Here is a 25491-nt window from a genome sequence, read left to right as displayed (position 1 = left end):
CCCTCTGCTTGGTTGCAATAAAACCATCTTGGCACAATTGATGCCGTTGGGGTGGGGGCATCCACCGCATCAGTTCAACTCTCATTTATATTGCATGACGCACAAATCGTGGCATGCATACCTTTGTCTATTTACGTTAAGAGAACTTGAACGCTTTTGAGAAAGACCAAGACTATGAAAATTGAACAAACCATTTTGTCGGGCGTACTTGCTATTACGCCGCCGCGGTTTGGCGATCATCGTGGTTTTTTCAGCGAAAGCTGGAACAAATCCAAACTTGAAGCCCAAGGCGTGCAGTTACCCGAATTCGTGCAAGACAACCATTCTGTTTCACGCGATGTTGGCACGGTTCGCGGGCTGCATTTCCAATCGCCGCCACACGCCCAAGGCAAATTGGTGCGTTGCGGGCGTGGGGCCATTTTCGACGTGGCCGTCGACGTGCGTAAAGGGTCGCCCACCTATGGCCAGTGGCTGGGTCGTGAACTCTCGTTTGAAAATGGTCTGCAACTTTGGATTCCTGCGGGCTTTTTACATGGTTTTATGACACTTCAAGCGGACAGTGAAATCGTTTACAAATGCACAGATCATTACGCGCCAGACTGCGATGGCGCTGTGAAATGGGACAGTTGTGGTATCGATTGGCCTATTGAAAATATAACGCCGGTAATTTCGGAAAAAGATGAGCGGGCTCAAGCTTTCGCGGATTTTGACACACCGTTTACATTTGACCTAACCAACTGATTAGACCAACACTGGAGTTTAAGGCATGAAATTACTGGTTACTGGCGGCGCCGGTTTTATTGGCTCTGCGGTCGTGCGCCAAGCCGTCGCGCGCGGCCATTCGGTGGTCAATGTCGATGCCTTAACCTATGCTGCGTGTTTGGCGAATGTGGCCTCTGTGTCAGACAGCCCTCTGTATGCTTTTGAACAGGTCGACATCCGAGATCGCGCCGCATTAGACACTGTTTTTGAAACGCACAAACCGGATGCGGTGATGCATTTGGCGGCTGAAAGCCACGTTGATCGCTCTATCGATGGCCCTGCAGATTTTATCGAAACCAATATCACGGGCACTTTTCACATGTTGGAGGCCGCGCGGGCCTATTGGACCAAAGCGGGCAAGCCCGAGGGTTTTAGGTTTCACCATATTTCCACAGATGAGGTGTTCGGGTCTTTGCCGGATGACCCCAAGCAGTTGTTCACCGAAGACACATCTTATGATCCGCGCAGCCCGTATTCTGCGTCAAAAGCGGCCTCGGACCATTTGGTGCGGGCTTGGCATGAAACCTATGGCCTGCCCGTTGTTTTGACCAATTGTTCCAACAATTACGGCCCGTTTCACTTTCCTGAAAAACTGATCCCTGTGGTGATTTTGAACGCCTTGGCGGGCAAAGAGCTGCCGATCTATGGCGATGGGTCGAACATCCGCGATTGGCTCTACGTCGAGGATCACGCCGATGCGCTGCTTTTGGTTGTTGATAAGGGCGTTGTTGGCCGTTCGTATAATGTGGGCGGCGAAAATGAGCGGACCAATCTGGAATTAGTGCAAACTCTGTGTAAGATTCTGGATGAAAAACGACCCAAATCCAGCGGAAGCTACGCGGACCAAATCAAATTCGTTAAAGATCGCCCAGGCCATGATGCGCGCTATGCGATTGACCCAACGCGCCTGCGCGATGAGCTGGGCTGGCGCCCGTCGGTGACTGTGGAAGAGGGGCTGGAAAAGACGGTTCAATGGTATTTGGACAATGAGGCATGGTGGCGCGCTTTGCAAAACCGCAGCGGTGTCGGCGCCCGATTAGGGACCGTTTAGGCCATTTAAAGAGATTTGATTGAAAGATACCAATATGACCATGCTTATCTTTGGTGCGACAGGGCAGGTGGCTACCGAGCTGAAAGGATTGCTGCCTGACGCGGTATTTTTAAGCCGCGAGCTTGCGGATTTGGCGGACCCATCGGCCTGCGCGACGGCAATACATGCACACAGACCAGCCGTCGTCATTAACGCTGCAGCCTATACGGCGGTTGATAAGGCCGAAGAAGACGAGGCGACCGCGCTTTTGGTGAATGGCACGGCCCCTACGATGATGGCACGCGCCTGTGCGGATTTGGCGATCCCCTTGGTTCATATTTCCACGGATTACGTCTTTGATGGTGCGGGAGATACAGCCTTTGCGCCTGACCACCCGACAGCACCGCTTGGGGCATACGGTCGTACCAAACTTGCGGGCGAAGAGGGCATTCGTGCCTCTGGCGCCCGCCACGTTATTTTACGCACGTCCTGGGTGTTTTCGGCCCATGGCAATAACTTTGTGAAAACAATGCTGCGGCTTTCGCAAACGCGGGACGCATTAAATGTGGTTGCAGATCAAGTGGGCGGCCCAACACCTGCGCGCGCGATTGCTGCGGCCTGCGCATCTATTGCAGCGCAACTCATGGCGGATACAGAGGGCCGCAAAAGCGGCACTTATCACTTTTCCGGCGCGCCAGATGTCAGCTGGGCCGATTTTGCCCACGAAATCTTTGCGCAAGCAGGGCGTGATGTCACTGTGACAGACATTCCCACCAGCGCCTATCCTACGCCTGCCGCGCGCCCAAGCAATTCACGGCTTGATTGCCATACGCTAGAGACTGTTTTTAACATTAAACGTCCAGACTGGCCCACCGATTTGGCGGGCGTCTTAAGGGATTTGGAGATCACGCAATGACCCAGCGCAAAGGTATTATTCTGGCGGGCGGATCAGGCACGCGCTTGTACCCGTTGACCTTGGCCATCTCAAAGCAGTTGATGCCGATCTATGACAAGCCGATGATTTATTATCCGCTTTCCGTCCTTATGCTGGCAGGTATCCGCGAAATTGCCGTGATTACCACCCCCCAAGATCAGGCCCAATTCCAACGGCTTTTGGGCGATGGCAGCCAATGGGGCGTGTCTTTCACGTATATCGAACAACCCTCGCCTGATGGGTTGGCGCAGGCTTATATTCTGGCCGAAGATTTCCTTGATGGCGCGCCCTCTGCGATGGTTTTGGGCGACAATATTTTCTTTGGCCACGGCTTGCCGGAAATGTTGCAAGGGGCAGATAGCAAAGATATCGGCGGCACGGTATTTGGCTATCACGTGGCAGACCCTGAACGTTACGGCGTCGTCAAATTTGACCGCGATGGCAATGTTGAACAGATCATTGAAAAGCCAGACGTGCCCCCATCAAATTACGCTGTGACGGGGCTGTATTTCTTAGACGGAGACGCACCGCGCCGTGCCAAAGACATCAAACCATCGCATCGCGGCGAAGTCGAAATTGTGTCACTGCTTGAAACCTATTTGGCCGATGGAACCCTATCGGTTCAGCGTATGGGGCGTGGGTATGCGTGGCTTGACACAGGCACCCATGGATCACTTTTAGATGCCGGAAATTTTGTACGTACCCTATCATTACGCCAAGGTATGCAATCGGGTTGCCCAGAGGAAATCGCCTATACATCTGGCTGGATCGACGATGCAAAAATGGCCGAGCACGCCGAAACCTTTAAGAAAACCGACTACGGCAAGTATATCGCGACTTTGCTGAGAGACCGGTCATGAACGCGCGCCAAGACAAATAAACAGGCTACAGGATCATTTGTGCAATCTGGGTGAAGGCATCCCCCCAACCGAACCCTTGGGGGATTAGCCTAAGCCTTGGCGGCCCACCCTCATTGTACTTTCGGGAAAAAGATGACCCAAGTGCCCGCGACGGAACAACAGCGCTCTGGCGTATAACAAGCTTATTACAAGGTTCCGCCTGAAAGGCATTCATTCCATGACAGCATTACGTATCCTCATCCCGCTCGCCTTGGCGTCGGCCGCGGTTGGTGGCTGGTTTTATTTCGCGCAAAGCGAAAATGTGGCCCCGCCGACGACGGCCGTTGTCACCCTAGGCACGGTAGAGGAGACGGTGCTGGCCTCGGGCACGATGGAGGCAAAGCAGTTGGTCAGCGTTGGCGCGCGGGTCTCGGGGCAGATTGAGACACTGGCAGTGGCGCTTGGCGACGAGGTTGCGAAGGGCGACCTGATTGCGCTGATCGACAGCCAAGACCAACAGAACGCTGTGCTGACAGCAAAGGCGAACCTTGCCAATATCAAGGCCCAGATCGCCGCCAAGAATGCCAGTTTGGTCAAGGCCGAACTAACCTTGGCGCGGCAAGTCAAGCTGGTCACCTCGGATTACGTCTCGAAAGAGGATCTCGACGCGGCGCAGGCCGAAGTTGATGTCGATAAGGCCGAACTGGACGCGCTGCTTGCACAAAAGGAAAGCGTCGAAGTGACTGTTTCAACCGCGCAGATCACGCTGGACCGGACCAAGATCACTGCGCCGATTTCGGGCACGGTTGTCGCGATCGTCAATGACGAGGGCCAGACGGTGAACGCCACACAAAGCGCGCCGACAATCGTCAAGCTGGCCGAGCTGGATACGATGGTGGTGAAGGCGGAAATATCCGAGGCCGACGTGGTCCATGTGAAACCCGCGCAGCAAGTGTTCTTTACCATCTTGGGCGAACCCGATCATCAATTCTCGGCCACGGTGCGCGCTGTTGAACCTGCGCCGTCGGAAATTGAAAGCAGCGATACCATCTCGACCAATGTAGCGATTTATTACAATGGCTTGCTAGAGGTGGACAATCCCGATCACCTGCTGCGCATCGGTATGACCGCCGAAGTCTCGATCATTTTGGACAAGGTGGAAAACGTGCTGACCGTGCCATCCTCGGCGCTGACCAAAGGCGCCGATGGCTATACGGTCAAGCTTTATGATCCCGCCAGCGGCACCACGACGGTTCAGGCGGTCGAGGTCGGATTGAACAACAAGATCAGTGCCGAGATCACATCGGGCCTAAGCACAGGCGACAAGGTTGTGACCGGCACCACGGTCACCGCAGCCAAGAAGTCTGAAAGCAGCACCCGCATGCCCCCGATGGGTCTGTAAGATGGGCGAACCTCTGATCTCCGCACGCGGCGTTTCACGCAGCTTTCAGGCTGGTGATGAAACAATCACCGTTCTGCGCAACGTCGATATTGATATCTGGCCAGGTGAATTGGTGGCGATCATCGGGGCCTCGGGCTCGGGTAAATCGACTTTGATGAACATCCTCGGCTGTCTCGACCGTGCAAGCGCGGGCAGCTACAGCTTTGCTGGTCAAGATGTCAGCCAGCTTGATCCCGATCAGCTTGCGCAACTGCGACGCGAACATTTCGGCTTTATTTTCCAACGCTATCAACTGCTGCCCGATCTTGATGCGGTGGGCAATGTCGAAGTCCCCGCGATCTATGCCGGTGAAGGCCGCGCCGCCCGACATGCGCGCGCCGCCGATCTGTTGGGCCAACTCGGCTTGGCCGACCGGCTGGATCACCGCCCCGGCGAGCTGTCTGGTGGACAACAACAACGCGTCTCGGTCGCACGCGCACTGATGAATGGCGGCGAGGTTATTTTGGCCGATGAGCCGACCGGCGCGCTGGATACCAAAAGCTCGGCAGAGCTGATCGAGCTGCTGCTGGACCTGAACCGCAAGGGCCACACGGTCGTTATGGTCACCCATGATCCTGACGTCGCCCAGCACGCCCATCGCACGATTGAGGTCAGCGACGGGCAGATCATCTCGGACACACGGACCGCGCCCAAGGATGTGGCAAATGCAAAACGGCTGGCCCGCCCGCCCGTAAAAGTCAGCAAGGGTGCATCGCTGTTGCGGCTGCGCGAGGCGTTTGACATGTCACTTAAGGCGTTGCTGGCGCATCGTGTACGCTCGGTGCTCACCATGCTCGGCATTATTATCGGCATCGCCTCGGTGGTGCTGGTGATGGCTTTGGGAACCGGCACCAAAGAGAAAGTGCTTACCAATATTTCCTCGCTTGGGACCAGCACGATCACCGTGCGTTCGGGCACCGGGTTCGGGGCGCGTGATGTCAATAAGGTGCAAACGCTGATGCCTTCGGATGCCGACGCGCTGGCATTGCAACCCTATGTCGATAGCGCCTCACCTTCCGTTTCGACCAAACTTACGGTTGTCTATCGCAGCACCTCTTCGGATGCGTCGATCAACGGGGTGGGTGGCGATTACTTTCAGGTCCACAACTACGTCACTGTGACCGGCAGCACCTTTGCATCAGACGATGTCACAAGTCGCACCCAAGCCGCCGTGATCGACGAGGATACACGCGACACCTTTTTTGATGTCGGTGTTGATCCGGTGGGCAAAGTGCTGCTGCTGGGCGGCGTGCCGGTGCGCGTGATCGGTGTGGTGCGGTCAAGCGGGGCAAGCTTTGGGCCGGAATCTTTGAACGTCTGGGTGCCCTATACCACGGTGATGGCGCGGATTTCGGGGCAAGACTTCCTCGACAGCATAGCCGTGCGCGTAAGCGATAATTACGACACCACACTTGCCGAGGCAGAGATCAACGCGCTGCTTAAAAACCGCCACGGCACCAAGGATTTCTTCCTAATCAACTCGGACACGATCCGCGACACGATCACCTCGACCACCGAAACGCTGACACTGCTGGTGGCGATGATCGCGGTGATCTCGTTGGTGGTCGGCGGGATCGGGGTGATGAATATCATGCTGGTTTCTGTCACCGAGCGCACCAAAGAGATCGGCGTGCGTATCGCAATCGGGGCGCGGCGCTCGGATATCGTGGCGCAGTTCTTGATCGAGGCTGTGCTGGTGTGCCTGACGGGTGGTGTCATCGGAATTGCCGGTGCGCTGATCGGCGGGCAGATGGTCGGGTATTTCTCGGCCAATGTGCAGCTAAGCTTTTCGGTCACGGCAATCGTGGTGGCTTTCCTGTCTTCAACCATGATCGGGATCACCTTTGGCTATTTGCCAGCGCGCGCGGCGGCTAGGCTCGACCCGGTGGTGGCGCTTAACCACGCGTGAAAAAGCGGACGCTGTGATTGGCTTGAAATGAATACTAAAGGGGGGCATTGCCCCCCAAGGCTAAGCGGTAAGTTTAGATCTGCTGCGGTTGCGTCTGGTTGCCTCGCTTGCAACAAGGTTTTCAGCGCTTACACCGCATTGGCGCTGCAAGTTTACGAATGCACGCGCCTACGACGTTAGCGCGCGCATATCCCGATGCCAACAAACGAGCGCTGCGGCAGCAGGTTAGTAAAGCCGCTCAGGGTTTTCCAGTGCAACCGAAATGCGCGCCCGCAGGCCCGGCGGCAGCACCTCTATCGCACGCGCCACGGCCGCAAGATCGCGCCGCGCGGCGTGCAGTTGATCCAGAAGCGAGACTATGATTCCCAGCGCGGTTTCGTCCAGATCAAGCTCCACAGACAGATCGCACAGCAGTTCAAGCCGCGCGATGTCTATCTGGCGAAAGATATATCCGCCGGGGTCGCGCTGCGGCTTGACCAGTGCCGCATCGATAAAGCGGACAAGCTGGCTTCGGGTCAGGCGCGTTACGGTGACGACAACCTCGTCCTCGGAATAAAACTCCGTCATTTTGCCGCTCCTTTCAGCAGATCGGCCCGCGGGTCGAAGCTTTGGGTCTTTTGCCATTCCAACAGAAATTCGCGCAAGGCCGCATCGGGCGCGGGCGGGGTCACGATTTTCAGTTCGATCATTTGGTCGCCTTTCACCTTTTGCCCTGCCCGTGCAACTCCACGCCCGCGCAAACGCATCACCTTGCCCGAGCTTGCGCCTTCAGGGATCGTAACCCCGACCGGCCCATCGATGGTTGGAGCCGTCACTTTTGCCCCTAGAACGGCCTCGTCAATGGTGATTGGCAGGGTGATCAGGATATCATCGCCATCACGGCGGAACACCGCATGCGCGCGCACACGGACGGTAATCAGGGCATCGCCCGACGGCCCACCCCCAAACCCCGGCGCGCCTTTTCCACGCAGGCGCAGGGTTTGGCCATCACTGGTCCCGGGCGGGATCTTGACCGCCAAACTTTGACCATCTGGCAGCGTGATGCGGGTTTCTGCCCCACGCGCCGCATCAAGAAATGCCACGTCCAGAGTGTAGCGGGCATCTGGCCCCGCAGCTTGAAAGCCGCGCGCACCAAAATCATCCCCACCCCCTTGGCGGGCCCGATTGCGCAATATCTCGGCAAAAATATCGGCGGGGTCGGTATCCGGGCCAAAGCCCTCACGGTGTTGATAGGCATTGCCCGGCGCATCCGCGTAATCACGATAATACTGACGCGGTGGGCGCTCGGCACCAGACCCGTCGATTTCGCCCGCATCGAAACGCGCACGGGTTGCGGGATCTTTCAGCAGGTCATAGGCAGCAGAGATCGCCTTGAACCGTTCCTCGGCACCTGCGTCATCTGGGTGCAGATCGGGATGGCTTTCACGCACCAGCTTACGATAGGCCTTTTTGATTTCATCTGCGGTGGCCGCCTTGGTCAGACCCAAGACGTCATACGGATCGTTGGGCATCCGGGTTCTTTCCTTTTGGTCACTGCGGTTTGGTCACTGCGGTCCGGTCGTCCGAACCGCAGCGAGAAGCCTTGTTTAACAATGGTTGTCACATTGGCGGGCAATTTTCACTGATCCAAGTCAATGCATAGATAGAATTCGGGCTTATGGTGGATCAGCAAAGATCTGGCTTGGTTTTCGTGCCTAATCATCTCTTTTGAAACGCAGGAGGGCCGCCACATTGGCAACGGTTGAACTTAAACCCGATCAGAAAACCCCGGCATCTGGGGAAATCAAATCGGCTCCCAGCGTGCCCGCCTTACACAAGCGCGCACAGCCTGTTGCACCAAAACGGCGCTGGTGGCTTTGGGCCATTGCAGGGATGTTCGGCCTTGCCGTGGCTGCCACCGCCTTAACACAGATATGGAGGGCCGGGCCGCCCATCGTCGCATTCGAAACGGTTGCATTGGCGCCCGCAACACGGGTTCTGGCAGTCAATGGCCGGATTGCTGCCACCAATTCGGTAGAGATCAGGCCAGTTCTTACCGGCAAAATCACAGCCCTTCCTGTCGCAGAGGGGGATGAGATTACAGTGGGCCAGACCCTTGCCCAGATTGATCCTGCTGTGCAAAACGCCATCGTCCGGCAAGCAATGGCCGCAATGGATGCGGCAGTTGTGTCCCAGCAACAGGCGACAGAAGCCTATGACAGGGCGGTATCGCTGGGCGCCAATATCGCCAGAACGACCGTCGAGGCCGATGCCCATGCCGTGGAACTGGCAACCCAAGAGGTGACGCGCCAAACCGCCGCTCTGGATCAGGCGCTGGCTGGCCTTGAAAACCACACGCTGCGTGCGCCGGTGGCAGGCACCATCCTGACGCTTGACGCTGAACTAGGGCAGCTCGTCAGCCCCACCACCCCGCTGTTGACGCTTGCCGATCTCGGCAGTCTGCTGGTGGAGGCCGATGTGGACGAGACCTATGCCACGCAAGTCGCCGTGGGTCAGCCGGCCATCCTGCGCTTGGCCGGAGAAGCCAACAATCGCGACGGCCATGTCAGCTTTGTTTCGGCGCGCGTGGATGCGGCGACCGGTGGCCTTGCCATCAAGATTGCTTTCGATGCGCCGGTCACGGCGCCTGTCGGCCTGACAGTGACGGCCAACATTATCGTAGACAGTCGTGATTTCGCCCTGACCGTTCCGCGCACAGCCCTGCTTTCAGATACCGATAGGACAGATGTGTTCGTGGTCAGGGATGGGGTTGCGCAACGACAGCCTGTGACCGTGGTTGACTGGCCCGCATCTCGGCTGATCGTGACCTCAGGCCTGACCGCAAATGACGTTGTGATCACCGATGCCTCGGGCATGACGGATGGGCAGGCCGTCGTGGCGGAGCAACCCTGATGCTGTATGCGTTCAAGATAGCGGCCCGGTATCTGACGGCAAGCAAGGCGCAGACCGCCCTTTTAGTGGCCGGGGTGGCCGTGGGCGTGTTCATCTTTATCTTTATGTCGGCGCTGATCGGTGGCCTCGCCGAGTTTATTCTGTCGCGCACCGTGGGCGACATCTCGCATATCACCATCGAGGCCGAGAACGCCGACCCCGCACTGCTGATCGCCCCCTCATCCTTGGGCGCGGGGTATGTTTTGTTTGTGGCTGAACCGGGGGGCGCACGAACGGCTACATTGGCCAACGCGGCAACTTGGGTGCCTTTGATCGAGGCTGTGCCGGGGGTGCGGGCCGTATCGCCGCAAATCACCGGCGCGGGTTTCCTGACGCGCGGCGCGCAGGTGTCTCAGGTCAGTGTGACGGGGGTGGATGCGGGGCGCGAGTCTGCGATCATGGACCTTGACGGTTATATCATCGAGGGTTCGGCGCGGCTTGGGTCGGGGCTCATCGTGCTGGGGCTTGACCTCGCGGATGATCTGAACTTGTCGTTGGGGCAGACCTTGCGACTGCAAAGCACGAATGGCGTCACAACCACCCTAACGCTAAGCGGTATATTCAAAACCGGTAACGGGGGCCTCGACGGTGCGCGCGCCTTTGTCAGCACAGGCACGGCGCGCACCCTGTTTGCCATGCCGCAAGGTGTAACCCGCATCGAAATCAAGTTGAACGATCTGAACGCCGCCGATGCCACAGCCCTGCGGATCCGCGCCCTGACAGGGCTGGATGCGGTGCCGTGGACCGATGGCGCCGCACAACTGATGGAGGCACTGGATGCCCAAGCGCAAACCGGTTATTTCTTGAAAACCTTTGCTTTGATCACCATCGTCATCGGTGTCGCCTCGGCGCTTTTGCTATCGACCTATCGCCGCCGTCCTGAAATCGGGATCATGCGCGCCATGGGTGCGGGGCGCGGCTTTGTGATTTTTGTGTTTGTCACCCAAGGCGCACTGATCGGCGTCATGGGCGGGCTTACGGGAGCGGGTCTTGGCTATTTGGCGTTATTGCCTTTCCCGCCACGCGATGCGTTCAAGGCGGGCAGTTTGCCTCTCGACATCACCCAAGGCTCCTACGGGCTGGCCATCACCCTGACGATCATCGGTGCAATCTTCGCCTCTATCCTGCCTGCGCGGTCGGCGGCGCGGGTCGATCCGGTCACGGCGATCGGCCAATGAGCGCATTGTTAGAGGTGCGAGATCTGGTCAAAACTTTTGGCACAGGCGAGGCAGCAACCCGCGTGCTGCGCGGCCTGTCGCTGACGCTGGAGGCTGGGGAAATGGCGGCGCTATTGGGGCCGTCGGGGTCGGGCAAAAGCACGCTGTTGACGATCCTTGGCACTTTGATGAAACCGACATCCGGCAGTTATGCGATGCTTGGGAAAGATCTGATCGCAGCGGGCGACACAGAGCTGACCAGCTTTCGCAACCTGCACATCGGCTTTGTGTTTCAGTTCCACAACCTGCTGCCCGATTTCACCGCCCTTGAAAACGTGATCTTTCCCACAGCCGTGCGTGAAGGCCGCGAAACGCCCGCCGCACGCGCGCGGGGCCGCGATCTGCTGGTGCGCATGGGGCTGGAAGAGCGGATTAATTTTCCCTCTGCCAATCTTTCGGGCGGACAGAAACAGCGCGTCGCGGTTGCCCGCGCGCTGATGAACTCGCCCGAACTGGTGCTTGCGGATGAGCCGACGGGAAATCTCGACCGTGCCTCTGCGATGCAGGTGATGGAACTGATCGACCAGATCAACCGCGACGAAGGCACCACATTCCTGATCTCAACCCATGATGAAAAGATTGCGGGACTTTGTCGGCGGCAAATCGTGGTGGGGGATGGGCTGGTAACGGGTTAGACCGCAATCGCCGTAAGGCGCGACTCAGACGTTCAGGGAATCGCAGACAAGATGCAGGTCTGCACTGTTGTCTGTTGGAACCAACTCTGTCTTGGCTGCGGCTACGGTGCAAATATCAAATACCGAACGCCCATGTAAAAACCGTCAAATAGATGCAAACGCCAGAAAGTATCCCTGACATGCCTCATTGACCCATGCCGTCAGGGGCGCGGGGCTATCGGTCGCAGCATCTCGTGACGTGATACAGTATTTGACGGCGGCTCTGCCTTCGCGCACGCCTGCTAACCTCTGTCAGTCCAGCATCTGCATTCTCGGCCTAAGATTGCGCCAAGCGCCGTAGTCGCCGTTGTACTGCGGGCAGGCAAAGGATACCCCATGGCAAGCCCCACCAATCCTCCTCCCAAGCCCACCAGCCGGTTTCATTTTCCCTCGGCTTATACGATACTCTTTGCGCTGATCGTCGTCATCGCAGCGCTGACATGGGTGATCCCGGCTGGCGAATACGCGCGAGAGGCCTCTAAGGCACTGGGCAAAGACGTGCCCGTCGCTGGCACCTATGCCCTGACCGAGGCAAATCCGCAGGGCGTGTTCGACGTCATCCTTGCCCCCATCGCAGGCTTTTATGACCCCAGCAGCTATAGCGCCAATGCCATCGACGTGGCGCTGTTCGTGCTGATGATCGGCGGGTTTATTGGTGTGGTCACGGCCACGGGTGCCATTGATGCCGGTATCAAACGGGCGATGACACGGCTGAAGGGGCGGGAAAAGTGGATGATCCCGATCTTGATGGGCCTGTTCGCACTGGGCGGCACCACCGAAGGCATGGCCGAGGAAACGCTCGCCTTCTACGTTCTGTTGACACCTGTGATGATCGCGGCAGGCTATGACTCGCTGACGGCTGTGGCGGTGATTTTGCTGGGCGCGGGCATTGGCGTGCTGGGGTCGACTGTCAACGCGTTTTCAACCGTGATTGCCTCGGATGCTGCCGGCGTGCCCTTTACAGACGGGCTGATGCTGCGCCTTGCCATCCTTGGGATCACGTTTGCAGCAACCGTGGCCTATGTCATGCGCTATGCCGCACGGGTCAAGGCTGATCCGTCGCGCTCGCTGGTGTTTGACCGCAAGGCCGAGAATGAGGCGCATTTTCGTAGCACTGCTGACGCCACCGCCTTTACAGGCCTGCACAAGATCGTGCTGCTGCTGTTCGGGGCGACCTTTGCTGTGATGATTTGGGGCGTGTCCTTGGGCGGATGGTGGATGGCCGAGATGAGCGGGCTGTTCCTGTTTGCGGGCATCGGCATTGGCCTGATCGGACGGCTTGGCGAAAAAGGTCTCGTCGCGGCATTCGTAGGGGGTGCTCGTGATCTTCTGGGTGTGGCGCTGATCATCGGGCTGGCGCGTGGCATCGTCGTGATCATGGACGCAGGTCACATGACCGACACGATCCTACATTGGGCCGAAGGCATGGTGGCGGGGCTGAACCGGATCGTATTCATCAACGTGATGTACTGGATCGAAGTGGCGCTGTCGTTCTTTGTGCCGTCCACCTCTGGCCTTGCCGTTCTATCCATGCCGATCCTCGCCCCGGTTGGCGATTTTGCTGGGGTTTCGCGCAGTTTGGTCGTGACCGCATTCCAATCGGCGGCGGGCATTGTCAACCTTGTCACCCCGACCTCTGCTGTTGTGATGGGCGGTCTTGCCATCGCCCGCGTCCCCTATGAGCGCTGGCTGCGCTTTGTCTGGCCGGTTCTGCTTGGGCTGACCGTTATTATCATGGCCGCCCTAAGCCTCGGCGTGCTTTTGCAAGGAACACCGACATGACCCTGACGTATGGCGTACATTCCGAGGCGGGCAAACTGCGCCGCGTGATGGTCCACAAGCCCGGTGCGGCGATGGCGCGGCTGACGCCTGCCAATTGCGCAGAATTGCTGTTTGATGATGTGATCTGGGTAAAACAGGCGCGGATCGAACACATGACCTTTGTCGATGCGATGCGCAATCGCGGGGTCGAGGTGGTGTTCCTGCGCCAGATGCTGGCTGAAACCTTGGCCGATATGGAGGCGCGGCGCTGGCTGCTTGCAGCGCGGATCAACGACAATACCGTGGGCGTTGGCCTGGCAGATGACCTGATGGCGCACCTGATGGAGGTCAGCGGCGATCTGCTCTCGACCATCCTGATCGGCGGGATGAGCAAGGCCGAGCTACCCATAGAGTCTGATGGTGTTCTCGCACCAATGCTGGACCCTGCCGATTTCATCCTGCCGCCCTTGCCCAACCACATCTTTACCCGCGACACGACCTGCTGGATTTATGGCGGCGTCACGCTGAACCCGATGCATTGGCCCGCACGGCGGCTGGAAACGCTGAACCTTGCCGCGATCTATCGCTTTCACCCTGATTTCAAGGATGCTGGCTTTCCCGTCTGGTGGGGCGACCCCATGCAGGACCACGGTCCCGCGACAGTCGAGGGCGGCGATGTTATGCCGATTGGTAACGGCACCGTCCTGATTGGCATGGGCGAACGCACGACGCCGCAAGCGGTCGGCCAGATTGCGCGCGGGTTGTTTGCCGGTGGCGGGGCCACACGGGTTATCGCCTGCCAATTCCCGAAATCCCGCAGCGCCATGCACCTTGATACCGTCTTCACCTTTTGCGACCGCGATCTTGTGACGGTGTTTAGCGACGTCACAGATACGATCCGCTGCACCAGCCTGCGCCCCGATGATCAGGGTGGCATCGCAGCCGAGGTGGAAACCAAACCCTTCCTTGAGGTGGTAGCCTCGGCACTGGGCATCAAGGCGTTGCGCACTGTGCCCACTGGCGGCGATGCCTATGAGGCCGCGCGCGAGCAATGGGATGACGCCAACAACCTGCTCTGCGTAGAGCCGGGCGTTGTTATCGGCTACGAGCGCAATACCTATTCCAACACCCTGCTGCGTAAGGCCGGCGTTGAGGTCATCACCATCCCCGGATCGGAACTCGGACGTGGACGCGGTGGGTCACATTGCATGACCTGCCCGCTGATCCGTGACGCAATTTAAGGAATATCCTATGCCACAGAATTTACGCGGCCGCAGTTTTCTGAAACTGCTCGACTTTACACCGGACGAAATCCGCAACCTGCTGCAACTGGCTGCCAACCTTAAGATGGCCAAGCAAAGCGGCACCGAACGCCCCCTGCTGACCGACAAAAACATCGCGCTGATCTTTGAAAAAGACAGCACTCGAACCCGTAGCGGGTTTGAGGTGGCAGCCTATGATCAAGGCGCGCATGTCACCTATCTGGGGCCATCGGGCAGCCATATCGGCCACAAGGAATCAATGAAAGACACTGCGCGCGTGTTGGGCCGGTTCTATGACGGCATAGAATATCGCGGCTTTGGTCAAAAGGATGCCGAGGTGCTGGCGGAGTTTTCTGGTGTGCCGGTTTTCAACGGGCTGACGGATGATTTCCACCCGACCCAGATCCTCGCCGATCTGATGACGATGCGCGAATTCACGCATAAGCACCTGTCAGACATCGCCTTTTGCTTTATGGGCGATGCGGGCAACAATATGGGCGCGTCATTGCTGGTAGGTGCTGCACTGATCGGCATGGATGTGCGCTTGTGTGGCCCACAAAGCTGCTGGCCCGACGCCGATCTGGTAGCCCAATGCCGCAAGCTTGCGGAAACGTCTGGTGCGCGCATCACCCTGACCGAAAAGCATGCCGAAGGGCTCGAAGGCGCGGATTTTGTCTATACCGATGTTTGGGTATCGATGGGCGAGCCGGACACAGTCTGGGCTGACCGGATCGCACTTTTGCAACCTTACCGCGTCGATCAGGCCGTTATGGACCGCACCGGCAACCCCCATTCAAAATTCATGCATTGCCTGCCCGCCTTCCACAATCGCGATACCGCAGTAGGCGAGGAAACCTTTCAGAAATACGGAATCGACTGCATGGAGGTGACCGAAGGGGTGTTTGAATCCCCTGCCTCGATCGTTTTCACACAGGCCGAAAACCGGATGCATACGATCAAGGCGATCCTTGTCGCCACAATGGGGGTATAAGATGCGCGTAGTTGTAGCCCTTGACGGAAACGCCCTTCTGCGCCGAGGCGAGCCGATGACAGCCGATGCGCAGCGCACCAATGTGCGTATCGCGGCACGGGCATTGGCAGATCTTGCGCGCGACCATCAGATCATCGTCTCGCATGGCAATGGCCCACAGGTCGGGTTGCTGGCGCTTCAGGGTGCGGCCTATGATGCCGACACACCTTGGCCGTTGGATGTGCTTGGCGCCGAAACCGAAGGCATGATCGGCTATCTGATTGAACAAGAGCTGATGAATGCTTTGCCAAAGGGCGCGCAGGTCTCAACGCTCGTCAGCCGGGTTGAGGTGGACCCGAACGATCCTGCCTTTGACACCCCCAGCAAACCCATCGGCCCCGTCTATTCCGCAGATGAGGCCGCGCTGGCCGTCAGAGATCATAATTGGTCAATTGTAAAAGAGGCCAAGGGCGGGATGCGCCGTGTTGTCCCCTCGCCTGTTCCTTTACGGATCATCGGGTTAGAGGCGATACAGGTTCTGCTCGACGCCGGGCACATCGTTATTTGCGCAGGCGGCGGCGGGATTCCAGTGATGCGCAACGCGAATGGCGATATGGCGGGAGTCGAAGCAGTGATCGACAAAGACCGCACATCGGCGCTTTTGGCGCATGACTTGCATGCCGATGCCATACTCTTTCTGACCGATATCGACGCGGTCTATCGCAACTGGGGCGAGCACGACCAGTTGGAGATTGGCCGCACCACGCCCTGCGCACTTGACGCCCTGAACCTTGAACCGGGGTCGATGGGGCCGAAAGTTGCAGCCGCCAGTGAGTTCGTGCGTAACGGCAATGGCATTGCAGGGATCGGCCGCCTCCAAGACGCCCGCGCTATTTTGGAAGGGATGGCTGGCACGCGGATTTATCCGGATCCTGCGCACAGCCATCTCTCTGCCGCATTTACCAAACAATCTTTGGTAAATATCGGCAGAGACCAACCTGTATCAGTATGGGTCGATGATGGTGGTGCAACAATCTGATCAGTTCATCGGAAATTGGTGAACGATTACCAACTACGCCTGAGCCAGAAATATGCGGGCAGGTTGTCCCCTCGTCCCTGTGTCCCGTATATTTCTGATTTCCAGACCGCCCACAAAAAGCCAAACCCATGGCCACCGAACCAAACTAACCGCTGGATGCTGCCGCCCGCGCGATGGCGTGACGCGACTGATCTAAAACCGGCGCCTGACCCTGTCAGGTGCAACAGGCCGTATCACAACCAAAGGATATTTCGATGTATACCAAACCCATTCTTCTGCTTGTGGCTTTGACTGGCCTGAGTGGCTGCCTTGCGAATAATACTGAACGTGGCGTGGCGGGTGCTGCGGGCGGGGCCGTCATAGCCGGTGTCACGGGTGGAAGCCCTGTTACAGGGGCGGTGATTGGTGGTGCCGCAGGATATTTCTGCCACGATCTTAACCTGCCCGGATGTAAGAATAAATAAGCCAAAGCGATTGGGCTATGCAGATGTACACCTGTCAGCCCGCCCTTTGGCAGCAACCCCAATACAGGAATTTTCCTATGAATCAGAATTTCTTATATGTTTTGGTCGCCGTGCTTGCTGCCAGCGCCATAGGGTTTGGCTACCTTTACTATCAAGAGCGCCAAACGGGCATTGCGATCAAGATTGATGAAAGCGGCGTCACAATAGACGGGAAATGACCACAGCAACGCGGCCCTATTTCCCGACAAACAGCAACCAGGCAACGGGTCGAACGATACCATTTCGGGGCCGTTCAGACGGCCCCGCGCACCCAACGAAAAGGACAAAAAATGTCAATCGGAGCCATCCTAGCCATTGTGCTAATTATTTTCCTGTTCGGGGGATTCAGCGGTCGTTTTGGGGGCTATGGCTATGGCTATGGCCACGCAGGCGTGGGCGTGCTGGGCACGGTGCTGATTGTCGTTGTGGTGCTGATGCTGCTTGGCCGAATTTAGGCGCGAAGGCTGATCTTTTCGGGCAAAAGCGGGCCGATCTGATCCAGATAGGTAGGCTCAAACTCGGCAAACTCGGTCAATTTCTTATAATTGTCGAATGTCACAAAGCCATCGCGAAACGTCACCATGCCTGCCTCGCGCAAGCGGCGCAGCACCCTGTTGACGTGAACCGCACTCAGCCCCAAAGCATCGGCCAAAAGATACTGGCTCAGCGGGCAGGCAAAGCCTGCCTTGCTTCCCAAACCCACTAGCGCCAAGCGGGCACCCAGTTCAATCAGGAAATGCGCCATACGCTCGTCTGCATCGCGGCGCCCAATGTTCACCAGATGCTCGACCACCATCGCTTCATCACGCGAAACCGCCCACATCACCGCCATGGCCAGCCGGGGCGTGGCGGAAAACGCTTCCAAAAGATCCGAGGCATGGACCTCGGTCACCTCAATATCGGTGACAGGTTCAATGCTGTGATCCGACAGATGCAGCATGACACTGCGCAACCCCAGAAAATCGCCGGGGATCTGGAAATCAACAATCTGCCGACCACCATTCGGCAGCAGCTTGTAAGAACAGGCCCAGCCCGACATCAAGATATAGGCCGCCTGATAAGACTGCCCCTGATGGACCAGCTCGCGTCCGGCAACAAACTTGCGACGGCGCTTGTGCAGACGATCAAGCACGCGGTGCTCGACTTCTGACAAAGCAACAAACGCACCCAATTTTCGCACTAGTGGTCGTTCTTCCATAGTGTCCCCTTTGCAAAACGCCCCCGTTTAAGCGGACAATGCTAATAGCATTACCAAATAAACGGTCTTGGCGACTGATATCAATCAGTCCAAGGTCAGCTATTTTCTGACAGCTTTTCCCAATCACTGCCCCGCACGCATAGGGGAATTGCACTTAGCCCAAAGGACCATCACCAAATGTCGGACTATAACACAAATGCAGGCATCGCAGCGCTGACGATTTGCGAAGCCTTGCTTTTGGCGCTAAACGACGCCAATATCCTGCCCGAAAATGAGATTATGGGCGTACTCAAGGATGCCGCGTCCACCCATGCCAACGCCGATTGGCCTGACGCCGACATTGACACGCATAAGGCCGTGGCAACCCTTATCAATGATATCATCGCCGGCGGCAATTCAGTCCGCAGGCCGTGAAACTGTAGCTGCCTTGCTACCTCAGTCACATCACATGTGGCCATTCGTGTCGTAATAGCATTTTTAACATATACTAAATCACTATTCAGGTTATCGTGTCGGTGCAGTCAGAGCACATTTTGAACCATCACCCCGATGCAAGCGCAGCCCAAAGTGTAAGGCGTGCACATTATGCGGGGAAATGTGAAATACACTCATAATCATGGGCCTTTCGGCACCAACAAATCCGCGCTAAGGTGCCCCTATGCAAACAGAATTGACGCAAATTTTCGGACTTCTGGTTGTGGTTTTCACCCTACTCGTCTGGGGGCGTATTCGCTACGACCTTGTTGCCTTCGGCGCCTTGATCCTTGCGGCCGTGCTTGGGCTGGTGCCAACCGAAGATATCTTTTCCGGATTTGGCCATTCCGCTGTGGCGATCATTGCACTGGTCTTGATCGTCAGCCGTGGGCTGTCATCGTCAGGCGCGGTAGAGCTGATTGCGTCCAAATTCATTGATTCCAATCGCCCGCTTCCACTGCATATTGCAGTTGTTGCGGCTTTGGCCGCTGGCTTGTCCGCAATTATCAATAATGTTGCCGCACTGGCGCTTTTGATGCCACTTGATATTGAGGCCGCGAGAAAAGCAAAGCGCGCTGCGGGGCAAACCCTGATGCCGCTGTCTTTTGCAACCATTCTTGGCGGTATGATCACGCTGATCGGGACGCCGCCGAACATCGTGATTTCGGAATATCGGCAGAGCGTCTTGGGTGAGCCGTTCGGGATGTTTGACTTCGCGCCTGTCGGATTGGCGGTCGCGATAGCCGGAATTGCCTTTGTTTCGCTTGTCGGCTGGCGGCTCCTGCCATCACGGACATCCATGCTAGACACCGAAAAGCAGGTTGCCCAAGGTCGATATGTCGCCGAACTGCGCATCGGCGAACAGACGTTGTCCGAGGACATGGCGGTCGAGGATCTCTATGCCAAAGCCAATGATGCCGACATTCATATTCTGGGCCTTATACGCAACGGCAAACGCGTGCGCGGCCTTGCACGCCGGCAAGCATTGCGTGCGGGCGATTTTCTGGTCGTCGAAGGCGAGCCAAAGGCCATTGAAACCTTTATGGGGCAAGCGGGGTTTGATTTTGCAGGGTCTGAAAAGCATGAAGGCGGCGTTGTCGCGCCGGGATTAACCTTAGCAGAGGCCATCGTGCCTGATGGTGCACGTATACAAGGCCGGACCTCCCGCAGCGTGAACCTTTTGCAGCGTCACTCGGTCACGCTTTTGGGTGTGGCACGAGAAGGCACGAATTTTCTAGACCGCGTAAGGCTTCTTCCAATCCGTGCCGGGGATGTCTTGCTTCTTTTGGGAACGCCGGACCGCGTCGAAGAGGCGACAGAATGGCTGGGTGTACTGCCGCTTGAGGGGCGTAAAACCCAAGTTGTTCAACGCAGCAAAGCAGGCTTATCTATCGGCATATTCATGCTGGCGGTCGCCCTTGCTGTGTTTGGCCTTGTCCCGCTGTCTGTGGCGCTTGGCTGCGCCGTTATCGCCTATGTCGCCCTCGGCCTTGTCAGCGGGCATGAGGTATATGCATCAGTGGAATGGAAGGTGATTGTCTTACTTGCCAGTTTGATCCCTCTGGCCGAGGCATTTGAGCATTTTGGCGGAGCAAAGCTGATCGCCAACCAGATCGTCAGTTTGACCGACGGCTACCCTGCATGGGTATCACTGGTCGCGTTGATGATCGTCACCATGACGTTGTCTGATTTTTTGAACAATGTGGCAACAACGTTGATCGCGGCACCCATCTCGATGTCGATTGCCGCGGCAACGGGAACGAATCCTGATACCTACCTTATGACGGTTGCGGTGGCGGCGTCCTGCGCTTTCCTTACCCCGATCGGGCACAAAAACAACACGCTTATTCTAGGGCCCGGCGGTTACCGTTTTGGTGACTTTTGGCGCATGGGGCTGCCACTGGAAATAATCGTCATCTGCGTCGCCGTTCCGGCCATACTCTTGGTTTGGCCATTATAATTCCTGTAAAAAACGGTGCGAACGGATCAATCCTGATTTTTGGAAAACCTGCCCGTGTTTTGCCAAAACCAAAGGCCCGCTTACAGATATTTCTGGATCGGCAGATGCCCGAGGATCCACGATACCGCGCGTCTGGACACGCCTGCCTCAGGCTCGACCGTCATCACCGCAGGCAGGCCCGAACGTGCGACGGCCCATTGCAAGGCGCGGCCTGCAAGTGTCACCTGATATGCTTTTTCAGGGGCGGACAGCGCGTCAAACATGTCGCCCAATTCGGCCAGCAGCGGCGGCCCGTCGAACAGCAATCCCAATTCCGTATTCATATAAGCCGACCGAAGATCAAAGTTCAGCGATCCGACAAGACCAAGCTTTCCGTCGATCACAAAGACCTTGGAATGCAGAACATCGCGTTTGCGGCCCGTCAGCGCAGGTTTTGAAAACTCGAAAACGCGAGCACCGGCGGCCAACATCGGGGAGCGATAATAACGGTAAGCACCGTGGACAGTGATCAAGTCTGTCGCAGATAAGGCGTTGGTAACCAAAGAGACCTTCACGCCGCGGGCCTCTAGCCTTGTCAGCATTGCCAGCCCCTCAGGGCCGGGCACGAAATATGGGGTGATCAGTTGCACGTCCGTTTTTGCAGCCCCTAGAATGGAGCTGATGGCGGTCTCCATCCAAGGCGCCGTATGCAGATCATAGGCTTTGTCAGGCGGGTCGGCCAGCAGTTGCACATTCTCTGTCCAATACAGGCGCTCGGTCAGAAAAGTCTCGGGGGATCGTCCTGTCTGAACATCGCGCAGAAACTGGCGCGATGAGGCAGACCGGAGACGCCGCGCAAGTCTTTTGCGAAAAGCGGCCCTGTTTACCCGAAGCCGAGGCCAGAGCGCCACAATAGGCAAGGACAAGCCAATATTCCAAAAGCTGTCGAACACAGCCGATACATCGTTCACCTTTGGGCCCAGCAACATCACATCAGCATCTACAGACATACGGCCAGCCTTGTCCGCGCCAAAATAGGTGTCGCCGATGTTGCGCCCGCCAATGATCGCCAAACGTCCATCCGCGATCCACATTTTGCCGTGCATGCGCCGGTTAAAGCGGGTCAGCCCCAAAAGCATCTCGGCCATGCGACGCAACGCCTGACCGCGATTGCGCGTCGGGTTGAACAGGCGCACCTCAATCAACGGGTGTTGAGTTAACGCCAGAAAGCTGCGGTCAAACCCTTGCACGTTCACATCATCCAGCAGCAGGCGAATACGCACACCCCGATCTGCGGCGGCCATAAGCGCGTCAATCAGTATCCAGCCAGCAGTGTCGGTGCTCCAGATATAATACATAAGATCAAGACTGCGCCCCGCCTGCGCAGCCGATAGCGCGCGGGCGGCAAACGCATCGGTATTGTCCAAAAGAAGCCTTAGCCCGCTTCGTCCCTGATTACTTTGCTCCAACGGATCAAGCAGCATATCCAGCGGCGTATCTGGTCCCGCACAGGGCAGCGCCGTAGAATCTGATCCGCGTTTTTTTTGTAGGAACTTGCGATAGGATCGATGCGCCAACCAAGAGGCGACAGTCAGCAGCGCCGCAGCGGCGACGATCGCCAATATGACGCTTAGAAAATCTGATATCATGTCGATTCTGCCTGTCCATATTGGCCAAAGCGCAGCCTTGCTTTGATTGGCAGATGATCAGATGCCCGCCGCGACAACGGGCTGTCATGCGTGGCTATGTCCAAAAGCTGGCCCTGTGGCGACACCATCATACGGTCAAGCGCCAGCAAAGGATAGCGCGAAGGAAAGCTGAGGCATGGCGGCGCTATGGTGAAATACTGTCCCAAAGCCTGAAACGCCGCCCCGCCGCGCCGCCATTCATTCAAGTCCCCCATGAGCAAGGTCGGGCGGTTCTCCAGCCCATCAATTTTGTTCAGCAAAGCCCGTGCCTGCGCCGCTCGGGAGCCGGGTAATAGCCCCAGATGTGCGTTGACCACGCGCAAAGGCTGCCCTGCGACCATCAGATCCGTCACCAACGCCCCGCGCGGCTCTAATCCCGGCAAAACCAGTTGATGCACCGTTTGCACCAACGCGTTCCGGACCAATAGCAAATTTCCATGCCAGCCATGCGCCTGCCCGACACCTTGCAAAGGAACCGCGATCAACCCCAGATCACGGCGGATGCTATCAAGGTCCAACAGGCCTGTGCGGGTACCAAACCGCGTGTCCGCTTCTTGCAAGGCCAGAATATCTGCGCCAATCTCGGCAATCACCGCCGCCGTGCGCAGCAAATCACGACGGCGGTCGGTGCCAACCCCCTTGTGAATATTGTAGGATGCGACGGACAGATCGTGTGATGCGGGCATGGCTGTTCCTAAAATTGGGCCTGATGCAACCGAAGCGCGTTGGGATTACCTTATACCGAACACAAACCCAGCGCCGCTGCCGTGATTGATATGCCAAGCGCGGTATCCGCGAAAGCAAAAAATGGGCCTTGTCATGGGCCTGGCGCTGACCGGATATGGTTTGCACAGACCAACCCCAGGCTCTGTTTTTTCTGTCGAGCCGGAGATCATTCCCGCCCCGGACTGCGCTGCCTGTTTCAATCGGCCTCGCCTGAAACCGCTTGCCTCGTCCAGAATTCCACGAGCAACATCGTCATCGTAGCGGTCAGTGGGCCAAGAATAAAGCCCGGTGCGCCAAACAGGATAAGGCCACCGATGATAGAAATAAACGCGGAAAGGGTGTGCAGCCGCAGACGGTTGCCGACAAATGAGGGGCGCAGAAGGTTGTCTATTCCACCAACTACAATACCACCCCATGCTGAAAGAATAAGGGCGCGCGTCCAACTTCCATCCAGCAAAAGCAAAATCGCAGCAGGGATCCAGACAACAAACGCGCCCAGAACTGGCACGATCGACAACAGCCCCATTATCAGCCCCCAAAGAAGCGGCGTGGGAAGACCAAGCATCCAAAACATTAGCCCGCCCAAGCTGCCTTGGATCGTGGCCACCGCAAGCGTGCCGTAAACTGTCGCATGCACGGTATCAACCAACCGGCGCAGCAAGTGCTCTGTGTCTTGTGCGCTAAGTGGCAACCACGATGTTGCCATGCTTTTGGCGGCCTGCCTGTCGCGCAGAAAATAGAACAGCAGGTAAAAGGTTATAAAGACCTCTGCCACCTGAAGAAGAGAGCCACGCACAAACATTGCACCTATGTTGCTGATCCATTTTGCAACCGACGCCATGATCGACGGCAAATCGAATTGCTGGTCAACCCAGACGCTAATAGGTGCAAGGCTGGGATGGCTCACCAGCAGCTTTTGCAGGTCTCCCGCCTCCACGCGGGCCTGAAGGGCAACGACCCCCGTTGCGGCTTCGGCAATCAGACGTTCGACCACAAAAAGGGCAGGAACGACCACAACAACCGCAATAATCACGGTTGAGATAAGGGCCGCGAGGTTTCGATGCTTGACCATCCTTTCGATGCGCCCATGAAAAGACGAAAAGAGGATCGCCAACGTCAGCGCCCAAGTGATCGCGCCAAGAAATGGTAAGGCGATCAGAAAACACAGCCCGATCCCGATAAGACTGGCCGCCGCAAGAGCAAACTGTCCAGATCGGCTATAGCCAGCAGTTTTTGCCTTTTGTTTCAATTGATCCTACCCTTTGGTCAAACAGAGGTCAGTCATCCTTCCGCCAATTTCACGCGTCCTCGTCAGTCTACACCCGTCCGACACGACGCAAAAGCCGATGTGATGCTCTCGGTTTGCGCGACGACCTTTGAACGCAGCATCAATCCGCTGCATGGGCGATGGGCTAGACGGCGGCACACGTCATTGGGCCGCCACGTCAGCCCCCGATCATTGCGCCGCTTGCCGCACAGGCACAGGCACGGGCACAGGCATTCGCAAGACAGCCTGAAAGATGATAGCGATTGTTGAAAACATCAAAATAGAGCTAACAGTCATAATGGACTCGCTTGTTGATAAGGGTTCAAGGACCAGAAGTGCCTCGCACGACAAAAGCCGCACGCAAGATCGCACCCAAGGACATTCAGCATACTACGCTGTTTATTTCCACGCAAAAGTGAGCCGGGTTTTCCATCGAGAAGTGAGCCACCTTTAGGTTATGTTTCTTGGTTCATGCTGGCGTCAAGACATTAGTTGGATCCTTCCTTTTTCGGGCCGCAGCGGCTGAGCTGGCCTTGAAGCGGAAGCTGTCGTTTCCGGTTTCCAAGATATGGCAGCGGTGGGTCAGGCGGTCGAGCAGAGCGGTGGTCATTTTGGCGTCACCAAAGACTGTGGCCCATTCGCTGAAGCTTAGGTTTGTGGTGATGCGCTGCCTGGCAGGCTATTGCGCAGCAATCGCCGAGAAGGATGACGCTGGTGCGTTCGTAGAGTTTGCTCAACAGGTGGAAGAGCAATGCGCCACCTGAGGCGCTGAATGGCAGATATCCGAGCTCATCTGTTACCCGGCAGGCGATTGCGAAGCAATCTGCCGAGAGGGCAAGATCACGAAGATGGGGGTGCGGACGAAAACTTGGACTATCTTGGAGATAGTTCATGTATAGCTACGAAGAACGAATGCGCGCGGTTGAG

At 57.1% G+C, this 25491-nt stretch carries 24 protein-coding genes and 1 pseudogene; 18 read left to right on the top strand and 7 right to left on the bottom strand.

Going from position 1 to position 25491, the window contains the following annotated elements; translation table 11 throughout:
- Nucleotides 1-174: 174 nt before the first annotated feature.
- The 6 genes from rfbC to ACEN2J_RS17915 all read left to right on the top strand — a co-directional run bounded on the left by rfbC (nucleotide 175) and on the right by ACEN2J_RS17915 (nucleotide 6915).
- Nucleotides 175-741, top strand: coding sequence for a dTDP-4-dehydrorhamnose 3,5-epimerase (gene rfbC, locus ACEN2J_RS17940; protein WP_442107707.1), 567 nt, complete (start codon nucleotides 175-177; stop codon nucleotides 739-741).
- A gap of 25 nt (nucleotides 742-766) precedes the next feature.
- Nucleotides 767-1813, top strand: a complete 1047-nt coding sequence (gene rfbB / locus ACEN2J_RS17935) for a dTDP-glucose 4,6-dehydratase (protein WP_442107705.1) — start codon at nucleotides 767-769, stop codon at nucleotides 1811-1813.
- A gap of 34 nt (nucleotides 1814-1847) precedes the next feature.
- Nucleotides 1848-2708 carry a dTDP-4-dehydrorhamnose reductase gene (gene rfbD / locus ACEN2J_RS17930; RefSeq protein WP_442107709.1) on the top strand — a complete coding sequence of 287 codons (861 nt, stop codon included), beginning with the start codon at nucleotides 1848-1850 and terminating at the stop codon, nucleotides 2706-2708.
- The gene (gene rfbA, locus ACEN2J_RS17925) at nucleotides 2705-3586 is read left to right on the top strand and encodes a glucose-1-phosphate thymidylyltransferase RfbA (RefSeq protein WP_442107703.1); all 882 of its coding nucleotides are present in this window, start codon (nucleotides 2705-2707) and stop codon (nucleotides 3584-3586) included. Before rfbD ends, rfbA begins: the two co-directional genes overlap by 4 nt.
- Before the next feature lie 217 nt (nucleotides 3587-3803).
- Nucleotides 3804-4967 (top strand): efflux RND transporter periplasmic adaptor subunit, encoded by a 1164-nt coding sequence (locus tag ACEN2J_RS17920; protein ID WP_442107701.1) that lies wholly within the window; start codon nucleotides 3804-3806, stop codon nucleotides 4965-4967.
- 1 nt (nucleotide 4968) lies between these two features.
- Entirely contained in the window at nucleotides 4969-6915 is a 1947-nt protein-coding gene (locus ACEN2J_RS17915; protein WP_442107699.1) for a MacB family efflux pump subunit, read from the top strand.
- A gap of 225 nt (nucleotides 6916-7140) precedes the next feature.
- On the opposite strand, the gene ACEN2J_RS17910 is transcribed toward ACEN2J_RS17915, so the two are convergent.
- Complete coding sequence (locus ACEN2J_RS17910; protein ID WP_442107697.1) at nucleotides 7141-7482, bottom strand: hypothetical protein; 342 nt, start codon at nucleotides 7480-7482, stop codon at nucleotides 7141-7143.
- Complete coding sequence (locus tag ACEN2J_RS17905; RefSeq protein WP_442107695.1) at nucleotides 7479-8426, bottom strand: DnaJ C-terminal domain-containing protein; 948 nt, start codon at nucleotides 8424-8426, stop codon at nucleotides 7479-7481. The genes ACEN2J_RS17910 and ACEN2J_RS17905 overlap by 4 nt, the downstream gene beginning before the upstream one ends.
- A 289-nt stretch (nucleotides 8427-8715) precedes the next feature.
- On the opposite strand from ACEN2J_RS17905, the gene ACEN2J_RS17900 reads away from it, so the two are divergent.
- From ACEN2J_RS17900 to ACEN2J_RS17855, 10 genes are all read left to right on the top strand, one after another.
- A complete protein-coding gene (locus tag ACEN2J_RS17900) occupies nucleotides 8716-9807 on the top strand; it encodes an efflux RND transporter periplasmic adaptor subunit (protein WP_442107693.1) in 1092 nt (363 codons plus the stop codon).
- Entirely contained in the window at nucleotides 9807-11024 is a 1218-nt protein-coding gene (locus ACEN2J_RS17895) for an ABC transporter permease (protein WP_442107691.1), read from the top strand. The genes ACEN2J_RS17900 and ACEN2J_RS17895 overlap by 1 nt, the downstream gene beginning before the upstream one ends.
- Nucleotides 11021-11698 (top strand): ABC transporter ATP-binding protein, encoded by a 678-nt coding sequence (locus ACEN2J_RS17890; protein ID WP_442107689.1) that lies wholly within the window; start codon nucleotides 11021-11023, stop codon nucleotides 11696-11698. The genes ACEN2J_RS17895 and ACEN2J_RS17890 overlap by 4 nt, the downstream gene beginning before the upstream one ends.
- Nucleotides 11699-12073: 375 nt before the next feature.
- Nucleotides 12074-13519, top strand: coding sequence for a YfcC family protein (locus tag ACEN2J_RS17885; RefSeq protein WP_442107687.1), 1446 nt, complete (start codon nucleotides 12074-12076; stop codon nucleotides 13517-13519).
- Nucleotides 13516-14739: an arginine deiminase gene (locus ACEN2J_RS17880; RefSeq protein WP_442107685.1), complete on the top strand. Its 1224-nt coding sequence runs from the start codon at nucleotides 13516-13518 to the stop codon at nucleotides 14737-14739. The genes ACEN2J_RS17885 and ACEN2J_RS17880 overlap by 4 nt, the downstream gene beginning before the upstream one ends.
- Before the next feature lie 10 nt (nucleotides 14740-14749).
- Nucleotides 14750-15751 (top strand): ornithine carbamoyltransferase, encoded by a 1002-nt coding sequence (gene argF, locus ACEN2J_RS17875; RefSeq protein WP_442107683.1) that lies wholly within the window; start codon nucleotides 14750-14752, stop codon nucleotides 15749-15751.
- Nucleotide 15752: 1 nt separating this feature from the next.
- Nucleotides 15753-16769 carry a carbamate kinase gene (locus ACEN2J_RS17870; protein WP_442107681.1) on the top strand — a complete coding sequence of 339 codons (1017 nt, stop codon included), beginning with the start codon at nucleotides 15753-15755 and terminating at the stop codon, nucleotides 16767-16769.
- A gap of 254 nt (nucleotides 16770-17023) precedes the next feature.
- Nucleotides 17024-17233, top strand: a complete 210-nt coding sequence (locus ACEN2J_RS17865; protein ID WP_442107679.1) for a hypothetical protein — start codon at nucleotides 17024-17026, stop codon at nucleotides 17231-17233.
- Nucleotides 17234-17310: 77 nt separating this feature from the next.
- Nucleotides 17311-17451 (top strand): hypothetical protein, encoded by a 141-nt coding sequence (locus ACEN2J_RS17860; RefSeq protein ID WP_442107677.1) that lies wholly within the window; start codon nucleotides 17311-17313, stop codon nucleotides 17449-17451.
- Between the two features lie 111 nt (nucleotides 17452-17562).
- Nucleotides 17563-17727, top strand: a complete 165-nt coding sequence (locus ACEN2J_RS17855; RefSeq protein WP_442107675.1) for a DUF3309 family protein — start codon at nucleotides 17563-17565, stop codon at nucleotides 17725-17727.
- Here ACEN2J_RS17855 and ACEN2J_RS17850 read toward each other — a convergent pair.
- Nucleotides 17724-18470 (bottom strand): Crp/Fnr family transcriptional regulator, encoded by a 747-nt coding sequence (locus tag ACEN2J_RS17850; protein WP_442107673.1) that lies wholly within the window; start codon nucleotides 18468-18470, stop codon nucleotides 17724-17726. The genes ACEN2J_RS17855 and ACEN2J_RS17850 overlap by 4 nt on opposite strands.
- 177 nt (nucleotides 18471-18647) lie before the next feature.
- On the opposite strand from ACEN2J_RS17850, the gene ACEN2J_RS17845 reads away from it, so the two are divergent.
- On the top strand, nucleotides 18648-18884 hold the full coding sequence (locus tag ACEN2J_RS17845; protein WP_442107671.1) for a hypothetical protein: 237 nt from the start codon (nucleotides 18648-18650) through the stop codon (nucleotides 18882-18884).
- A gap of 244 nt (nucleotides 18885-19128) precedes the next feature.
- Entirely contained in the window at nucleotides 19129-20904 is a 1776-nt protein-coding gene (locus ACEN2J_RS17840) for an SLC13 family permease (protein ID WP_442107669.1), read from the top strand.
- An 80-nt stretch (nucleotides 20905-20984) separates the two neighbouring features.
- Here the strand turns inward: ACEN2J_RS17840 and ACEN2J_RS17835 are convergent, their stop codons facing one another.
- From ACEN2J_RS17835 to ACEN2J_RS17820, 4 genes and pseudogenes are all read right to left on the bottom strand, one after another.
- Nucleotides 20985-22532 carry a phospholipase D-like domain-containing protein gene (locus ACEN2J_RS17835; protein ID WP_442107667.1) on the bottom strand — a complete coding sequence of 516 codons (1548 nt, stop codon included), beginning with the start codon at nucleotides 22530-22532 and terminating at the stop codon, nucleotides 20985-20987.
- On the bottom strand, nucleotides 22529-23257 hold the full coding sequence (locus ACEN2J_RS17830; RefSeq protein ID WP_442107665.1) for an endonuclease/exonuclease/phosphatase family protein: 729 nt from the start codon (nucleotides 23255-23257) through the stop codon (nucleotides 22529-22531). The genes ACEN2J_RS17835 and ACEN2J_RS17830 overlap by 4 nt, the downstream gene beginning before the upstream one ends.
- A 236-nt stretch (nucleotides 23258-23493) precedes the next feature.
- Entirely contained in the window at nucleotides 23494-24546 is a 1053-nt protein-coding gene (locus tag ACEN2J_RS17825; RefSeq protein ID WP_442107663.1) for an AI-2E family transporter, read from the bottom strand.
- 487 nt (nucleotides 24547-25033) lie between these two features.
- Nucleotides 25034-25364, bottom strand: a pseudogene (locus ACEN2J_RS17820) (ATP-binding protein); the annotation flags it as partial.
- Nucleotides 25365-25491: the final 127 nt, after the last annotated feature.

Source organism: Pseudorhodobacter sp. W20_MBD10_FR17, from assembly GCF_052119765.1.
In the GTDB taxonomy this organism is placed as follows: Bacteria; Pseudomonadota; Alphaproteobacteria; order Rhodobacterales; family Rhodobacteraceae; genus Pseudorhodobacter.
This window is presented reverse-complemented; position numbering and strand designations above follow the sequence as displayed.

What these genes read in the sequence shown, in the direction of transcription:
- ACEN2J_RS17845 (WP_442107671.1), top strand. Translation starts at nt 18,648, where the DNA reads ATGTCGGACTATAACACAAATGCAGGCATCGCAGCGCTGACGATTTGC.
- ACEN2J_RS17880 (WP_442107685.1), top strand. Translation starts at nt 13,516, where the DNA reads ATGACCCTGACGTATGGCGTACATTCCGAGGCGGGCAAACTGCGCCGC.
- rfbA (WP_442107703.1), top strand. Translation starts at nt 2,705, where the DNA reads ATGACCCAGCGCAAAGGTATTATTCTGGCGGGCGGATCAGGCACGCGC.
- ACEN2J_RS17885 (WP_442107687.1), top strand. Translation starts at nt 12,074, where the DNA reads ATGGCAAGCCCCACCAATCCTCCTCCCAAGCCCACCAGCCGGTTTCAT.
- ACEN2J_RS17910 (WP_442107697.1), bottom strand. Translation starts at nt 7,482, where the DNA reads ATGACGGAGTTTTATTCCGAGGACGAGGTTGTCGTCACCGTAACGCGC.
- rfbD (WP_442107709.1), top strand. Translation starts at nt 1,848, where the DNA reads ATGACCATGCTTATCTTTGGTGCGACAGGGCAGGTGGCTACCGAGCTG.
- argF (WP_442107683.1), top strand. Translation starts at nt 14,750, where the DNA reads ATGCCACAGAATTTACGCGGCCGCAGTTTTCTGAAACTGCTCGACTTT.
- ACEN2J_RS17860 (WP_442107677.1), top strand. Translation starts at nt 17,311, where the DNA reads ATGAATCAGAATTTCTTATATGTTTTGGTCGCCGTGCTTGCTGCCAGC.
- ACEN2J_RS17920 (WP_442107701.1), top strand. Translation starts at nt 3,804, where the DNA reads ATGACAGCATTACGTATCCTCATCCCGCTCGCCTTGGCGTCGGCCGCG.
- ACEN2J_RS17830 (WP_442107665.1), bottom strand. Translation starts at nt 23,257, where the DNA reads ATGCCCGCATCACACGATCTGTCCGTCGCATCCTACAATATTCACAAG.
- ACEN2J_RS17905 (WP_442107695.1), bottom strand. Translation starts at nt 8,426, where the DNA reads ATGCCCAACGATCCGTATGACGTCTTGGGTCTGACCAAGGCGGCCACC.
- ACEN2J_RS17835 (WP_442107667.1), bottom strand. Translation starts at nt 22,532, where the DNA reads ATGATATCAGATTTTCTAAGCGTCATATTGGCGATCGTCGCCGCTGCG.
- ACEN2J_RS17890 (WP_442107689.1), top strand. Translation starts at nt 11,021, where the DNA reads ATGAGCGCATTGTTAGAGGTGCGAGATCTGGTCAAAACTTTTGGCACA.
- ACEN2J_RS17915 (WP_442107699.1), top strand. Translation starts at nt 4,969, where the DNA reads ATGGGCGAACCTCTGATCTCCGCACGCGGCGTTTCACGCAGCTTTCAG.
- ACEN2J_RS17840 (WP_442107669.1), top strand. Translation starts at nt 19,129, where the DNA reads ATGCAAACAGAATTGACGCAAATTTTCGGACTTCTGGTTGTGGTTTTC.
- ACEN2J_RS17850 (WP_442107673.1), bottom strand. Translation starts at nt 18,470, where the DNA reads ATGGAAGAACGACCACTAGTGCGAAAATTGGGTGCGTTTGTTGCTTTG.
- ACEN2J_RS17855 (WP_442107675.1), top strand. Translation starts at nt 17,563, where the DNA reads ATGTCAATCGGAGCCATCCTAGCCATTGTGCTAATTATTTTCCTGTTC.
- ACEN2J_RS17870 (WP_442107681.1), top strand. Translation starts at nt 15,753, where the DNA reads ATGCGCGTAGTTGTAGCCCTTGACGGAAACGCCCTTCTGCGCCGAGGC.
- rfbB (WP_442107705.1), top strand. Translation starts at nt 767, where the DNA reads ATGAAATTACTGGTTACTGGCGGCGCCGGTTTTATTGGCTCTGCGGTC.
- ACEN2J_RS17895 (WP_442107691.1), top strand. Translation starts at nt 9,807, where the DNA reads ATGCTGTATGCGTTCAAGATAGCGGCCCGGTATCTGACGGCAAGCAAG.
- rfbC (WP_442107707.1), top strand. Translation starts at nt 175, where the DNA reads ATGAAAATTGAACAAACCATTTTGTCGGGCGTACTTGCTATTACGCCG.
- ACEN2J_RS17865 (WP_442107679.1), top strand. Translation starts at nt 17,024, where the DNA reads ATGTATACCAAACCCATTCTTCTGCTTGTGGCTTTGACTGGCCTGAGT.